Annotated in this window: 14 protein-coding genes and 1 tRNA gene; 12 read left to right on the forward strand and 3 right to left on the reverse strand. The window is 72.4% G+C overall.

Annotated elements, in window-relative coordinates:
* Positions 1-52: 52 nt before the first annotated feature.
* Positions 53-553, reverse strand: a complete 501-nt coding sequence (locus ACWD5D_RS08985; protein WP_451372117.1) for a heme-degrading domain-containing protein — start codon at positions 551-553, stop codon at positions 53-55.
* On the reverse strand, positions 553-1,620 hold the full coding sequence (locus ACWD5D_RS08990; protein WP_451372118.1) for a Gfo/Idh/MocA family protein: 1,068 nt from the start codon (positions 1,618-1,620) through the stop codon (positions 553-555). Before ACWD5D_RS08990 ends, ACWD5D_RS08985 begins: the two co-directional genes overlap by 1 nt.
* A gap of 251 nt (positions 1,621-1,871) precedes the next feature.
* On the opposite strand from ACWD5D_RS08990, the gene ACWD5D_RS08995 reads away from it, so the two are divergent.
* The 12 genes from ACWD5D_RS08995 to ACWD5D_RS09050 all read left to right on the forward strand — a co-directional run bounded on the left by ACWD5D_RS08995 (position 1,872) and on the right by ACWD5D_RS09050 (position 13,610).
* Positions 1,872-3,035, forward strand: a complete 1,164-nt coding sequence (locus tag ACWD5D_RS08995; RefSeq protein WP_451372119.1) for an ROK family transcriptional regulator — start codon at positions 1,872-1,874, stop codon at positions 3,033-3,035.
* Positions 3,036-3,250: 215 nt separating this feature from the next.
* Positions 3,251-4,321 (forward strand): hypothetical protein, encoded by a 1,071-nt coding sequence (locus ACWD5D_RS09000; protein WP_451372120.1) that lies wholly within the window; start codon positions 3,251-3,253, stop codon positions 4,319-4,321.
* 232 nt (positions 4,322-4,553) lie between these two features.
* Positions 4,554-5,309, forward strand: a complete 756-nt coding sequence (locus tag ACWD5D_RS09005) for a GntR family transcriptional regulator (protein WP_451372121.1) — start codon at positions 4,554-4,556, stop codon at positions 5,307-5,309.
* 231 nt (positions 5,310-5,540) lie between these two features.
* On the forward strand, positions 5,541-6,665 hold the full coding sequence (locus tag ACWD5D_RS09010) for a TIGR03364 family FAD-dependent oxidoreductase (RefSeq protein WP_451372122.1): 1,125 nt from the start codon (positions 5,541-5,543) through the stop codon (positions 6,663-6,665).
* Between the two features lie 74 nt (positions 6,666-6,739).
* Positions 6,740-7,396 carry an HAD family hydrolase gene (locus ACWD5D_RS09015; RefSeq protein WP_451372312.1) on the forward strand — a complete coding sequence of 219 codons (657 nt, stop codon included), beginning with the start codon at positions 6,740-6,742 and terminating at the stop codon, positions 7,394-7,396.
* A gap of 1 nt (position 7,397) precedes the next feature.
* Positions 7,398-8,444 carry an ABC transporter ATP-binding protein gene (locus ACWD5D_RS09020; RefSeq protein WP_451372123.1) on the forward strand — a complete coding sequence of 349 codons (1,047 nt, stop codon included), beginning with the start codon at positions 7,398-7,400 and terminating at the stop codon, positions 8,442-8,444.
* A complete protein-coding gene (locus ACWD5D_RS09025) occupies positions 8,437-9,339 on the forward strand; it encodes a 2-aminoethylphosphonate ABC transporter permease subunit (RefSeq protein ID WP_451372124.1) in 903 nt (300 codons plus the stop codon). Before ACWD5D_RS09020 ends, ACWD5D_RS09025 begins: the two co-directional genes overlap by 8 nt.
* Positions 9,326-10,123, forward strand: a complete 798-nt coding sequence (locus tag ACWD5D_RS09030; RefSeq protein ID WP_451372125.1) for an ABC transporter permease — start codon at positions 9,326-9,328, stop codon at positions 10,121-10,123. The genes ACWD5D_RS09025 and ACWD5D_RS09030 overlap by 14 nt, the downstream gene beginning before the upstream one ends.
* 53 nt (positions 10,124-10,176) lie before the next feature.
* The gene (locus ACWD5D_RS09035; RefSeq protein WP_451372126.1) at positions 10,177-11,235 is read left to right on the forward strand and encodes a 2-aminoethylphosphonate ABC transporter substrate-binding protein; all 1,059 of its coding nucleotides are present in this window, start codon (positions 10,177-10,179) and stop codon (positions 11,233-11,235) included.
* A gap of 170 nt (positions 11,236-11,405) precedes the next feature.
* Positions 11,406-12,185, forward strand: coding sequence for an HAD-IIA family hydrolase (locus ACWD5D_RS09040; protein WP_451372127.1), 780 nt, complete (start codon positions 11,406-11,408; stop codon positions 12,183-12,185).
* Positions 12,186-12,316: 131 nt separating this feature from the next.
* Positions 12,317-12,943, forward strand: a complete 627-nt coding sequence (locus ACWD5D_RS09045; RefSeq protein WP_451372128.1) for a hypothetical protein — start codon at positions 12,317-12,319, stop codon at positions 12,941-12,943.
* Positions 12,944-12,959: 16 nt separating this feature from the next.
* On the forward strand, positions 12,960-13,610 hold the full coding sequence (locus ACWD5D_RS09050) for a class F sortase (RefSeq protein ID WP_451372129.1): 651 nt from the start codon (positions 12,960-12,962) through the stop codon (positions 13,608-13,610).
* 346 nt (positions 13,611-13,956) lie between these two features.
* On the opposite strand, the gene ACWD5D_RS09055 is transcribed toward ACWD5D_RS09050, so the two are convergent.
* Positions 13,957-14,030: transfer RNA gene (locus tag ACWD5D_RS09055), tRNA-Lys, on the reverse strand.
* Positions 14,031-14,095 lie beyond the last annotated feature (65 nt).

Here is a 14,095-nt window from a genome sequence, read left to right on the forward strand (position 1 = left end):
TCCGGGGTTAATCCCCGATCGGCCCTCGCTTCCGGTCGGCCCTCGTCCCCGGTCAGCTCTCCAGGAACCGTTCCAGCGCCTCCACCACGAGGCGGTGGTCCTGGAGCTGGGGCAGACCGGAGACGGTCACGCTGCCGATGATGCCCGCGTTCTCGACGTTGATCGGGAACGAACCGCCGTGCGCCGCGTACGTGTCCGGGTCCAGGCGGGAGGACTCCTCGAACGTGGTGCCCTTGGCGCGGAAGCGCGTGCCGACCAGGTAGGAGGCGGCGCCGTAGCGCTCCACCACCCGCCGTTTGCGGGCGATCCAGGCGTCGTTGTCCGGGGTGGAGCCGGGCAGGGCCGCGTGGAAGAGCTGCTGGCCGGCGCGGTGGATGTCGATGGCGACCGGGGCCTGGCGCTCCCGGGCCATCTCGACCAGGAGGGAACCGAGCGCCCAGGCGTCGTCGTATGTGAACTGCCGGAAGACCAGGCGGCGTTCCTGCTCCTCCAGCTCCTCCACGGTCGGGGTCATCTCGGGGGAGAACTTCGGGGTGATCTGCGGGTGGTGCATCAGAGGGTCACCGTCACCTTGTCGCGGGCGGAACGCCGGGCCGCTTCCAGTACGTCGAGTGCGGCGGCCGCCTCGACGGCGGTCACCGGGTTGGGGCCGGCGCCGGTCAGGGCCGCGGCCACGGCCGCGTAGTAGGCGGGGTAGTCGCCGGGGAGGGTCGGTACGGGGCGGCCGCCGCCGGTCAGCGGGGATTCCCCGGAACCGATCCGGCCCCACAGGGCCTCAGGTTCGGCGCCCCACCGGGGACCGGGACGCAGGCCCTCCCTGAGGGCGGCCTCCTGCGGGTCGAGGCCGTACTTCACATAGCCCGCCTGCGAGCCGAGCACCCGGAAGCGCGGGCCGAGCTGGGCGGTCGTGGCGGAGACGTAGAGGTGGGAGCGGACGCCGTTCGCGTGCGTGAGGGCGAAGAAGGTGTCGTCGTCCGTCTCCGCGCCGGGGCGGCGGACGTCCGTCTCGGCGTACACCTCGGTGACCGGGCCGAACAGGACCATGGCCTGGTCGACGACATGGCTGCCGAGGTCGTACAGCAGACCTCCGATCTCTGCGGGGTCCCCGGACTCGCGCCAGCCGCCCTTCGGCTGCGGGCGCCAGCGCTCGAAGCGGGACTCGAAGCGCCATACGTCGCCCAGCTCGCCCTTCTCCAGCAGGCCGCGCAGGGTCAGGAAGTCGTTGTCCCAGCGGCGGTTCTGGAAGACCGACAGCAGCAGGCCCCGCTCCTCGGCGAGGACGGCCAGCTCGCGCGCCTCGGCCGCGGTGCCGGCGACCGGCTTGTCGACCACGACCGGCAGACCCGCCGCGAGCGCGGCGGTGGCGAACGGCACGTGCGTCTTGTTCGGCGACGCGACGACGATCAGGTCCAGCTCGCCGGCGCGGTCGAACAGCTCATCGATGTCGCCGGCGACGCGGACGTCCGGGAACTCGGCGCGGGCCTGCTCCTGCCGCTCGGGGTTCGAGGTGACCACCGTGTCCAGGGTCAGGCCCTCGGTGGCGGCGATCAGCGGGGCGTGGAAGACGGAGCCTGCGAGGCCGTAGCCGATCAGGCCGACGCGGAGGGGGGTACCAGTCATGCGTCCTACTTTCGCAACGCTGTTGCCAAAGTGCAAGCGGCGGGGAGAATGGAGGGGATGGGTGGCGTGAACAGGACGAAGACGTGAACGTGACGGCGAGCGGGACGAGCGGGACGAGCGGGACGAGTGGGACGACGGGCGGGACGAGTGGGAGCGATCAGGTGCGGACGCAGACGGGGCGGTCCGCGGGGCGGGGCGCGGGGCACGGCGCCGGGCGAGGTGCGGGGCAGAGCCCGGGGCAGCGCGGCCCGGTGGGCGCGAATCTGCTCGCGGTGCGGTCGCACAACACCGCGCTCGTGCTCGACCTGCTGCGCGGCGCCGGCGCGGAGGGGATCAGCCGGCTGGAGCTGGCCGAACGGACGGGGCTGACCCCCCAGGCCGTCAGCAAGATCACCGCGCGGCTGCGGGAGGAGGGCTTCGCTGCGGAGGCCGGCCGCCGGGCCTCCACCGGAGGCAAGCCGCGCACCGTGCTGCGACTGGTGCCGGAGGCCGGGCATGCGGTGGGGGTCCACCTGGACCGCGACGAGCTGCGGGTCGTACTGGCCGACCTGGACGGCGCGGTGGTGGGGGAGCGGCGCGGGACGGTCGGCCTGGGGGGCGGAGCGCAGGCCGTGCTGCGGTCGGTCGCCGAGGAGGTGACCGGGCTGGTGGAGGAGGCTCTCGGGGGTGACGGCAGGGGGCACCTGGAGGGTGGCCGGGAGCGTGAGGGCGGTGACCGGGGGCTCGGGGAGGTCGGGCTCGGGGAGGTCCCGTCGCTCCTCGGGGTCGGGGTCGCCCTGCCGGGGCCACTCGACCACGCGCGAGGGGTGCTGCACAGGGTCACCGGGTTCCCGGAGTGGGACGGGTTTCCGCTGCGGGACGCGCTCGCCGAGCGGCTCGGGGTGCCGGTCGTGGTGGACAAGGACACGAACGCGGCGGCGCTCGGGCTCTCGGTGCGCGGTGAGGGCGGGTCCTTCGCCTACCTCCACCTCGGTACGGGGCTGGGGGCCGGCCTCGTGATCGGCGGACGTGTGCACCGGGGGGCGCGGACCGGGGCCGGGGAGTTCGGACACCAGGTGATCCAGCTGGACGGGCCCCTGTGCGGGTGCGGGAACCGGGGGTGCATGGAGGTGCTGTGCCTCGCCGCCGTCGCGCGGGGACAGGTCGAGGAGGCGGCGCGGGTGCTGGGCGAGGGCGCCGGCAACCTGGTGGGTCTGCTGGACATCGACCTCGTCCTGCTCGGCGGACGCACCATCGCCTCGGCTCCGGACACGTACGTCCACGGAGTCTGCGAGGTCCTCACGGCTCGGGCCCGGCGGGAGGGGATGCTCGGGGGGACGGTGCCCGTACGGGTGGCCCCGGGCGGGGACCGAGGAGTGGCCGAGGGAGCCGCCCAACTGCTGCTGGCCCCGGTTTTCGGACGAGCGGACAACTGAGGCGGCCGAGGAGGCCGTTCCCCGCCTTGCCACGCCTGGGCGGCCGGCGGGGCTGCAACCCCTGGGGGCGCGGGGAACTCCGCGACCGGCCACCATGCGCCCGACCCTGCGAACTCCGTACCCGCTACCTCGGCCTCCGCTGATCGAGCGAACTTGGGCCCGCCCTCGGAGTGGCATCCCCAGCTGCCCGCCCCACCCAGCAGGGTTATGTGTTTATGCGATTGCCCCCGCCCTCACCCCCACCCCTGCTTGGCCTCCCCTTCTGCCTCGCCGCAGCCGCCGCCCTCGCTCCCCTCTCGCCGGCCCTCGCCCACGCGGAGACCTCCTCCTGCTCCGCACCCGGCGACCGCGCCTTCCCCGTGACCGCCGGCATCCGCGGCGGCCCCGCCTCCTACGAGGCCGGCGGCGGCTACGGCACCTGGTACATCGACCTCACCAACACCACCCGGCAGACCTGTACCGACGTCCACCCGGTCGTCGTCCTCGTCGACGACAAACGCAGCCTGAAGCCGTCGCAGCCCAAGCTGGACTTCTACGACGGCTCCCACGCCAGGCCCGTCCGCTTCGAGACCACCGACGAGCAGGAACTGGTCGGCGTGCTGGACGCGGACGGGTTCCGCGGGTTCACTGTGGCGGCCGGCAAGACCGTCAGCGTCAAGGTGAGACTCGCCCTCACCTCCGACACCGCCCCCGACCACGTCACCGCCAACGCCGCCGTCGTCCAGCGCCGCGGCCAGGACGGCGACTGGATCGGCGAGTCCAACGAGTACCGCTTCGAAGTCGCCGACGAGCAGGACGCGCAAGGGAACGGAGACACGGGGGAGGCGGAGGAACCGAACAGGTCCGAGGACTCGGACGGCACACAGGACGCGGACGGCACACAGGACTCGGACGGCACGGGGACCGGGTCGGCCCACACCCCCTCCGGCAACCCGCCCGGCAACCCCTCCGGCGACCCCTCCGACAAGTCGTCCGGATCCGACACCCCCGTCGGCGCGTCCCCCACCGCCACCTCCCCCGGCGCCTCCATCAGCACCGGCACAGGCACCGGCACCGGCACCACCAGCCTCAACCCCGGCACCACCTCCACCCTCACCCCCCGCCCCAACCCCGACTCACCCTCGGACCCGCCCCTCCCCTTCGCCGACGACGCCCAGGAAGCCGGCGAACGCGCGCGCGAACTCGCCAGTACCGGACCCGATTTCACGCGCGGTGTCCTCGCGTCCGCCATCGCCCTCCTCGCCGTCGGCGGCGCCGTCCTCGCGCTGACCCGCAGGCGTCGCTGACCAGCGCTCTGACCAGCGACCCGACCGGCGCTCTGACCAGCGCCTTGACCAGTTCGTCGACCCGCACGCCCCCCCCACCGCACGCCGCCCCCGCCCCGCCCAGCCCCCGTCCGCTCTCTGCTCCCTCCCCGCCCCCTCCCCGCGCTCTCCGGGCCCCGCCCGTGCGGCAGTTCCTCGCCATCTCAGCACCCCATCCGCCCTCGACCCCGTCTCATCTGCGACGATCGTCTGCGTGGACTACCCGAACGACCAGGCCCCCGGCGCCCCCGTCCGCTCCGGCATTCCCGAGCACGGGCGCATTCCGAAGTACTACGCGGTGAAGGCGCGACTCGCCGCGCTGCTCGAGGAGTTGGGGGAGGGCGGCCTCATCCCGACCGAGCGGGACCTCGCCGAGCGGTACGACGTGGCCCGCGAGACCGTGCGGCAGGCAGTACGGGAGCTGGTGCTGGAGGGGCGCCTGCAGCGGCGGGGCCGTGGCACCGTCGTCGCCGGGCCGAAGCTGGCCCAGCCGCTGTCGCTCGCGAGCTACACCGAGGGCGTCCGCAGGCAGGGCCGTACCCCCGGTCGTACCCTCGTCACCCTCGACAGCTTCCCGTGCCCGGCGCCCCTGGCGGCCGAGACCGGCCTCATCCGGGGCGAACCCGTCTGGCACCTGGAGCGCGTGCTGCTCGCCGACGACGAGCGGGTCGGTCTGGAGAGCACGTACGTCGCCGTCGAGCGGGTGCCGGGTCTCGACCGGGACTTCGACCCCGACTCCTCCTTCTACGCCTACCTCAAGGCCCAGGGCATCGCCTGCGGTGACGCCGACGAGCGCATCGAGACCGTGCTGGCCACCCCGCGCGAGGCCCTTCTCATCGGCACCCCGCCCGCCCTGCCGATGCTGCTGATCCACCGCATCTCCCGGGACACGGACGGCCGGCCGCTGGAGCGTGTGCGCTCCCTCTACCGGGGCGACCGGTTCTCCTTCACCACGCATCTCGAGGGCTGAGGGTCCACCGCGCACGTCGAGGGCCATCGAGGGCCGTCGAGGGCCTGTTCCGCCCGCCTCACCAGGTGATGACGCCCGGCTCAGGGGTTCGATAACGGCTTGAATCCGCCTATCGGCACCCCTGTTATGTCTCAGAAAGATAACGGGTCTAGCCCAAAAGTGACGGGTCGTTCACCCTCTCGTTGTCATCCGGACCCTTCCGGTTACCCGACTCCGAGGAGTGTTTGACCCGTGAGAGTGACAATCGTTGGAGCAGGCGTCGTGGGCACCATGCACGCCTGGCATGCAGTGGAACGCGGCCATCAGGTCGTCCAGATCGAGCGTGAGGCGGAGGCTCGCGGCGCATCGCTGCGCAATTTCGGCCAGATCTGGGTCAGTGGACGTGCGGGTGGGGAAGAGCTGGACACCGCGCTGCGGGCGCGGGAGCTGTGGGAGGGGATCGGCGCGCGGGTGCCCGCGCTCGGGTTCCGGGCCAACGGCTCCCTGACCCCGGTGCGCGGCGACCTCGAGCTCGCGGTCGCCGAGGCCGCCGTGGCCCGCCCCGACGCCGCCGCCCGTGGCTACAAGCTGCTGACCCCCAGCGAGGCGCGGGCCATCAACCCCGCCCTGCGCGGTGAGTTCACCGCCGCCCTCCACTGCGAGCGCGACGCCGCCGTCGAGCCCCGCACCGCCCAGCGCGCCCTGCGCGCCGAGCTGCTGAAGTCCCCGAACTACACCTTCCTGCCGGGCCGCGAGGTGCGCGAGGTGGTCGGCGCCGGCAGCGTGCGCGACGACCACGGCGACGTGCACCACGCCGACGCCGTCGTGCTGTGCACCGGCGCCTGGCTCGGCGGACTCGTCCGCGAGCTGGCCGGGCCCGACCTGCCCGTGCGCCGCGTCCGGCTCCAGATGATGCAGACCGATCCGCTGGGCGAGCCGCTCACCACCTCGGTCGCGGACGCCGACAGCTTCCGGTACTACCCGGCCTACGCCTCCGCGGAGCTGGACGCGCTCAACGCCGGCCAGGCGCAGACGCGGACCGCCGCCGACCACAAGATGCAGCTGCTCATGGTGCAGCGCGCCGACGGCGGCCTGACCATCGGCGACACCCACGAGTACGAGCACCCCTTCGCCTTCGACACCCTCGAGGACCCCTACGACCACCTCACCGAGGTCGTCGAGTCCCTCCTCGGCCGGCCGCTGCCGAAGATCCGCCGCCGCTGGGCCGGTGTGTACGCGCAGTGCACCGACACGAGCCGGATCGTGCACCGCCAGCAGGTGAGCGACGGTGTCTGGCTGGTCACCGGGCCCGGCGGGCGCGGCATGACCTGCTCGCCCGCGATAGCCGAAACCACCGCGAACGAACTGGGCTGGTGAAAGAGTTGACCACCGACATCCGCGACATCCACGACATCCGCGACACCCGCGATATCCGTCTCGTCGTCCTCGACATGGCGGGCACCACCGTCGCCGACGGCGGCCTCGTCGAGCGCGCCTTCGAGGCGGCCGCCGCCGAGCTGGGCGTCGAGCCCGGCTCCGCCGACCACGCCGAGAAGCTGGACTACGTCCGCGCCACCATGGGCGAGTCCAAGATCTCCGTCTTCCGGCACCTGTTCGGCGACGAGGACCTCGCCCAGCGCGCCAACGCCGCCTTCGAGAAGGCGTACGGCGACCTCGTCGACGCCGGGCTCATCGCCCCGGTCCCCGGTGCCCGCGAGGCCATCGAGGCGATACTCGCCGACGGCCGTACCGTCGTCCTGACCACCGGCTTCGCCCGGGTCACCCAGGACGCCATCCTGGCCGCGCTCGGCTGGCAGAACCTCGTCCCGCTCACCCTGTGCCCGGCCGACGCCGGCGGGCGCGGGCGGCCGTACCCGGACATGGTCCTGGAGGCCTTCGTGCGGACCAAGGCCGCCGAGGACGTCCGGCAGGTCGCCGTCGTCGGCGACACGTCCTACGACGTGCTCAGCGGCGTACGCGCCGGAGCGGGCCTCGTCGCCGGTGTCCGCACCGGCGCCCACGGCGACGACACCTTCCGGGAGGCGGGCGCCTCCCACGTCCTGGACTCCGTCGCCGACCTGCCCGCGCTGCTCACGGGAGCCCGGTGAGATGGGTATCCGCTTCGACTCCGTCACGGTCGCCTACGACGGCAACGTCGTCCTCGACTCGCTCGACCTGACCGTCGAGCCCGGCGAGGTCATGGCGCTCCTCGGGCCGTCCGGATCCGGCAAGACCACCGCGCTGCGGGCGGTCGCCGGGTTCGTACGGCCCGCCTCCGGGCGCGTGTTCCTCGGCGACCGGGACGTGACGGACCTGCCGCCGCACCAGCGCGGCATCGGCATGGTCGTCCAGCAGTACGCCCTCTTCCCGCACATGCGGGTGGACGAGAACGTGGCCTTCGGACTGAAGGCCCGCAAGACCCCCAAGGGCGAGATCCGGCAGCGGGTCGCCGAGGCGCTGGAGATGACCGGCATGGCCTCCTACGCCCGCCGCCATCCGCGGGAGCTGTCCGGCGGCCAGCAGCAGCGCATCGCCATCGCCCGCGCGCTCGCCATCCGGCCGGACGTGCTGCTCCTGGACGAGCCGCTGTCCGCGCTGGACGCCCAGCTGCGCTCCGGGATGCTGGCCGAACTGGCCCGGCTGCACCGGGAGCTGCCGGACGTGTCGATGCTGTACGTCACCCACGACCAGGTCGAGGCGCTCACGCTGGCCGACCGGATCGCGGTGATGGACAAGGCGCGGCTGCAGGCCTGCGGGACGCCGCGGGAGCTGTACCGCTCCCCGGCCAACGAGTTCACCGCCTCCTTCGTGGGCGGCGCGAACCTGGTCCCGGTGACCGTCGGGGACGGGTACGTCTCCTTCGCGGGCATCGAGCTGAAGGTCGGCACCGACGGGGTGCTCCCCGGGGCGCGGGCCACACTGTGCGTACGGCCGCACCTGGTCGGGCTCGGCGAGGGCCCCAACCGGGTCGTCGGCACCGTCACCGAGATCCAGTGGCGCGGCGCCACGCACCGGCTGTACGTCGACGTCGACGGGCACACGGTCATGGCGGACCTGCTGGAGCTGAAGAACCCGCCGTGGCTCGGCGACGAGGTGTCCCTGCACTTCGCTCCCGAGGACGCGGTGCTGCTGCCCGCGGGAGTCAGCCATGGCTGAGGCCGTACAGAAGGCGGGCGTCGTGTCCGGCCGGTCGCGGCCGGGCGGCAGCCGCGACGCGAACGTCGCCCGCTCGACCGGGGTGCGGCTGCTGTGGGCGCTGCCCCCGGTGGCCCTCCTCGCCCTCTTCTTCCTCTACCCCCTCGCCCTCGTCGTCCAGCAGTCCTTCCAGCCGGACAGCGGCGGCACCTCCCTGCAGCCGTACACCGACGTCTTCGCCTCGGAGGCGTTCCGGCACGCGCTGTGGACCACCGTCTGGCTGGCGCTGGCCTCCACCGTGGGGTGCGTGGTCCTCGGGTTCCTGCTGGCGCTGGTCATCGCGTTCGTGCCGTTCCCCGGGGCGAAGGCGGTGGCGCGGTTCATCGACGTGTTCCTGTCCTTCCCGTCCTTCCTGATCACGCTGGCGCTGCTGTTCATCTACGGCAGTGTCGGCATGGCCAACGGGCTGTGGACGGACGTCACGGGCGCGGCGAACGGACCCTTCCAGTTCCTGACCACGCCCTGGGGCGTGCTGCTGGCGGAGGTCACCTACTTCACGCCGTTCGTGATGCGGCCGCTGCTCGCCGCCTTCTCCCAGCTGGACACCGCCCAGCTGGAGGCGGCCAGTTCGCTCGGCGCCCGAGCCCCCCGCATCGTGCGGCAGGTGATCCTGCCCGAGGCGCTGCCCGCGCTCGCGGCCGGCGGCAGCCTCGTCCTGGTGCTCTGCCTCAACGAGTTCGGCATCGTGCTGTTCACCGGCGCCAAGGGCGTCACGACCCTGCCGATGCTCGTCTACAGCAAGGCGATCCTCGAGTCCGACTATCCGGGCGCGTGCGTGGTCGCCGTCGTCAACGTCCTGATCTCCGTGGGTCTGTACGGCCTCTACCGGGTGGTGAGCCGTCGTGCTGGTGCATAGCCGCAAGGCCAAGTGGGCCGCGTGGACGGTGTTCCTCGTCCTCTTCCTGCCCCTGTTCGCGCTGCCCCTCCTGGTCGTCCTGGGTGCCTCCTTCGCCACCCACTGGTCCAGCGTCCTGCCCTCGGGCCTGACCTTCGACCACTACCGCACCGCCACCCGCGGCGAGTCCCTCCAGGCCCTGACCACCAGCCTGGTCACCGCCGTCACCGCGAGCCTGCTCGCGCTGGCCGCCGGCACCTGGGCCGCGCTGGCCGGAGCGAGCCTGAAGAAGCGCTACCGCCGGGTGCTGGACGCGCTGTTCGTCCTGCCGGTCGCCGTGCCGTCGGTCGTGGTCGGACTGTCGGTGCTGGTGGCCTTCTCCAAGCCGCCGATCCTGCTCAACGGCACCCGGTGGATCGTGATCCTCGCCCACACCGTGCTGGTCACCGCCTTCGCCTACCAGTCCGTGTCGGCGGCGATCACCCGCCTCGACCCGGCGTACGAGCAGGCCGCCGCCTCCCTCGGCGCCCGGCCCGCGTACGTCCTGTGGCGGGTGCGGCTGCCGCTCCTGCTGCCGTCGCTCACCGCCGCAGCCGGCCTCTGCTTCGCCCTCTCCATGGGCGAGCTGAGCGCCACGATGATGCTCTACCCGCCCGACTGGACCCCCCTCCCCGTCCTCATCTACGCGGCCACCGACCGCGGCGCCCTGTTCGCGGGCTCCGCCGTCGCCGTGGTCCTCATGGCGGCGACCCTCCTCGTCCTGTTCGCCGTCTCCCGCATCCGCACCCGCGCCTCCTACCGCTGACCCTGCCGCTCCGCTCCTCACCACCCCTTTCGCCGCAAGGAGTTCACCCCGTCATGCCCAGGAACACCCTCAAGCTCGCCATAGCCGTCTCCCTCGTCGCCACCCCGCTGCTGTCCGCCTGCGGTGGCTCCTCCTCCGCCGCCTCCGACGAGAAGGTCGTCACCGTCTACAGCGCCGACGGCCTCAAGGGCGAGAACGGCGACGGCTGGTACGACAAGGTCTTCGCCGACTTCGAGAAGAAGACCGGCATCAAGGTCAAGTACGTGGAGGGCGGCTCCGGCGAGATGGTGCAGCGCGCCGTCCGCGAGAAGAACAACCCGCAGGCAGACGTGCTGGTCACCCTGCCGCCGTTCATCCAGCAGGCCGGCGGCAAGGGCCTGCTGGAGAAGTACGAGCCGAAGGGCTCCGTGCAGGTCAGCGGCGCCGACAAGGCGCCCGACGGCACCTGGACCTCGATCGTCAACAACTACTTCGGCTTCATCTACAACAAGAAGGAGCTGAAGCAGGCCCCCACCACCTGGGAGCAGCTGCTCGACGGCAAGTTCAAGAACAAGCTCCAGTACTCCACCCCGGGTGTCGCCGGTGACGGCACGGCCGTCCTGATCAAGGCGATGCACGACTTCGGCGGCAAGGACGCGGCCCTCGCCTACCTGAAGAAGCTCCAGGCCAACAACGTCGGCCCGTCCGCCTCCACCGGCAAGCTCGCCCCCAAGGTGGACAAGGGCGAACTGCTCGTCGCCAACGGCGATGTGCAGATGAACTACGCCCAGTCCAAGGACATGCCGGGCCTCGGCATCTGGTTCCCGGCCACGAAGGGCGGCAAGCCCACCACGTTCGCCCTGCCCTACGCGGCCGGCCTGGTCACCAAGGCCCCGCACAGCGAGAACGGCAAGAAGCTGCTCGACTTCATGCTCGACCAGAAGCAGCAGCAGGAGGTCAGCGAGATCGGCGGCGGCTTCAGCGCCCGCCAGGACGTCAAGGCCACCGACGCCAACGCCGTCGCGCTCGCCAAGGTGATGGACGGCGTGGACATCTTCACGCCGGACTGGACCGACGTCTCCGGCAACCTCACCACCTACGTCGAGGACTGGAAGTCCGCCACCGGCAGCTGATCCGCGCCGACAGCCCGTCCGACGCGCGACGCCCCCGGGACCACCGGGGGCGTCGCCATGTCCGCACCGGGGTCAGGACCCGGACCTCCTGATTAGGCTGTGGGCGTCGGTACGCCGTGGTTCCGGCGCCCCCAACTTTCTCGACCTTACGCACGCCAGGAGACGCACACATGGCAGACCGCAAGCCCATCGAGTCGTGGCTCACCGACATGGACGGTGTCCTGATCCACGAGGGCGTCCCGATCCCCGGCGCCGACGCCTTCGTGAAGAAGCTGCGCGAGTCCGGCCGGCCCTTCCTGGTGCTCACCAACAACTCCATCTACACCGCCCGCGACCTGCACGCCCGGCTCCAGCGGATGGGCCTGGAGGTGCCGGTCGAGAACATCTGGACCTCGGCGCTCGCCACCGCCCAGTTCGTGGACGACCAGCGGCCCGGCGGCACCGCCTACGTCATCGGCGAGGCCGGCCTGACCACCGCCCTGCACGACGTCGGCTACATCCTCACCGACCACGACCCCGACTTCGTGATCCTCGGCGAGACCCGCACCTACTCGTTCGAGTCCCTGACCAAGGCCGTGCGCCTCATCAACGACGGCGCCCGGTTCATCGCCACCAACCCGGACAACGTCGGCCCCTCCACCGAGGGCGACCTGCCCGCCACCGGCTCGGTCGCCGCCCTGATCACCGCCGCGACCGGCAAGAAGCCGTACTTCGTCGGCAAGCCCAACCCGCTGATGATGCGGGCCGGACTCAATGTGATCGGCGGCCACTCGGAGACCTCCGCGATGATCGGCGACCGCATGGACACCGACGTCCTCGCGGGCCTGGAGGTCGGCATGCGCACCTTCCTGGTGCTGACCGGTGTCACCCAGCCCGAGGACATCGACCGCTACCCGTTCCGTCCCTCCCGGATCGTCGACTCCATCGCGGACCTGGTCGACATGGTCTGAGCGGGGAGCGGAGAGGGGCGGGGAGCAGGGCCCGCCGGACATCGAGCCACCCGTATGGAGCAAACGTGCGCCTCCCGAGGATGCGGAGGCGCACGGTACGGGGGAGCCTCCCAATATCTGGAGGTTTCACGATGGGCTCACTTCGCCTCACTCTCAGTACCGGAATTCTCGCCGTCGCCGCACTCACCCCGGCGGCCCATGCGGCGGACGGGGGCACGAACGAAGGGGGAGTCACCGTGTCCCCGGCCTCCCCCGCCCCGGGCACCGACGTGTCACTACGGGTGCGCGGCTGCCCGGGATCACAGGGCACCGCCGTCTCGGACGCGTTCGTCTCCGACGCCCGGCTGACCGGCGCCCAGGGCGCGCTGGGCGGCGACACCCGGGTCCGCTCCTCGCTGGAGCCCGGCGCGTACGACGTCCGAGTCAGCTGCGGCGGCTCCTCCTTCACCGAGCGGATGACGGTCGCGAACCGTGCCGACGGCCAGTCCGGGCGGACCCCGGGCCAGTCGTCGGCCGACGAGCCGGACGCGCTGTCCTCACCCGCCGCCCCCGTCCACGCGGGCGGCGGCGGCACCGCCCCGGGCGGTCCCGCGGCGCAGGACGACGCCGCCGAGCGCGGCGCCGCCCAGTTCGCCACGGTGGCCACCACCGGGTCCGGGCCCGACACCGCCCAGGGCGTGACGGGCCTGGCGCTCGCCGGATGTGCCGCGGCCGCCGTCGGGGTGCTCAGGGCCCGCCGGAGCCGCGGCACGGACTGAGGGGGCCCGCGCTGCCATGTCCGACGACCAGGGCCGCGCCACCGGTACCGGGCGTCTGATCACGGTCCTCGCCTGGGCCGTCCTGCTGTGCGGGCTGTGGCTGTGGGGCCGTGACCTGACCGGCCTTCCGGCCGGCCCCGCCCGCGGCGACGTGGCCGGCCTCGGGTCCCTCCAGCTGCCCTCCCCGGCCGAGCCGATGGGCACCGCGCTCCCGCAACGCGTGGACATCCCGGAACTGGGCATCCAGGCCCCGGTGGTGGCCCGCGGCCTCGACTCCCGGGGCGCCGTCGACCCGCCGCCCTTCGACCAGCCCGGCGTCGTCGGCTGGTACCGCGACGGGGTCACACCGGGCGAGGCCGGCCCCGCGCTCCTGGTCGGACACGTCGACACCGAGACCCGACGCGCCGTCTTCTACCAGCTCAGCACCCTCAAGCCCGGCGAGACGGTCCGGGTGGTCCGCTCCGACGGCAAGGTCGCCGAGTTCACCATCGACGACGTACGGGTCCTGCCCGTCGACCACTTCGACGCCCAGCTCGCCTACGGCCCCCGCGTCCCCGGCCGCGCCGAGCTGCGGCTGATCACCTGCGGCGGCACCTTCGACCGTGCGAGCCACAGCTACACGGCCAACGTGGTCGTCTCGGCGTACCTCACCGGCGCCACCTCCTGAGTCACCCGCGCGCCCTCGTGTCCGGCTCTCCCTCTCAACTGCCGTACGCCATCGGCACGTTGGACGGTCAGGGTGCCGCGCCGTCCCGGCGTGACCGCGGGACGCGACATGCGGTGCTCAGCGATCGGAGGTGGCGACGGGGGACAGCCGTGCGCGGATGTCGCCGAAGTGGTCCCTTATGGCCCGCTCCGCTCGTACGGAGTCGCCGGACCCGGTGGAAGGGTTCGGGGGTGTGTGGGGGTGTGGGGGGGGCGGAGCCCCCACCGCGCGCGGCGCAGCCGCGCCGACAACAGAGATGGCGAGCCAGGTCCGCGTTTTCCGCGGACGTGGCTCGCCATCGTCATCGTGCGCCGCCAGGGACTCGAACCCCGGACCCGCTGATTAAGAGTCAGCTGCTCTAACCAACTGAGCTAGCGGCGCCTGCTGACAGGAAAACTCTACATGACCAGGGAGGGTGCTCCCGACCGGCGGACGGCCTCCCGCTG

It is taken from the genome of Streptomyces sp. NPDC002520 (assembly GCF_053595235.1).

Coding starts and splice junctions, on each gene's coding strand:
- ACWD5D_RS08985 (WP_451372117.1), bottom strand. CDS start 553: ATGCACCACCCGCAGATCACCCCGAAGTTCTCCCCCGAGATGACCCCG.
- ACWD5D_RS08990 (WP_451372118.1), bottom strand. CDS start 1,620: ATGACTGGTACCCCCCTCCGCGTCGGCCTGATCGGCTACGGCCTCGCA.
- ACWD5D_RS09000 (WP_451372120.1), top strand. CDS start 3,251: ATGCGATTGCCCCCGCCCTCACCCCCACCCCTGCTTGGCCTCCCCTTC.
- ACWD5D_RS09015 (WP_451372312.1), top strand. CDS start 6,740: ATGGCGGGCACCACCGTCGCCGACGGCGGCCTCGTCGAGCGCGCCTTC.
- ACWD5D_RS09020 (WP_451372123.1), top strand. CDS start 7,398: ATGGGTATCCGCTTCGACTCCGTCACGGTCGCCTACGACGGCAACGTC.
- ACWD5D_RS09025 (WP_451372124.1), top strand. CDS start 8,437: ATGGCTGAGGCCGTACAGAAGGCGGGCGTCGTGTCCGGCCGGTCGCGG.
- ACWD5D_RS09035 (WP_451372126.1), top strand. CDS start 10,177: ATGCCCAGGAACACCCTCAAGCTCGCCATAGCCGTCTCCCTCGTCGCC.
- ACWD5D_RS09040 (WP_451372127.1), top strand. CDS start 11,406: ATGGCAGACCGCAAGCCCATCGAGTCGTGGCTCACCGACATGGACGGT.
- ACWD5D_RS09045 (WP_451372128.1), top strand. CDS start 12,317: ATGGGCTCACTTCGCCTCACTCTCAGTACCGGAATTCTCGCCGTCGCC.
- ACWD5D_RS09050 (WP_451372129.1), top strand. CDS start 12,960: ATGTCCGACGACCAGGGCCGCGCCACCGGTACCGGGCGTCTGATCACG.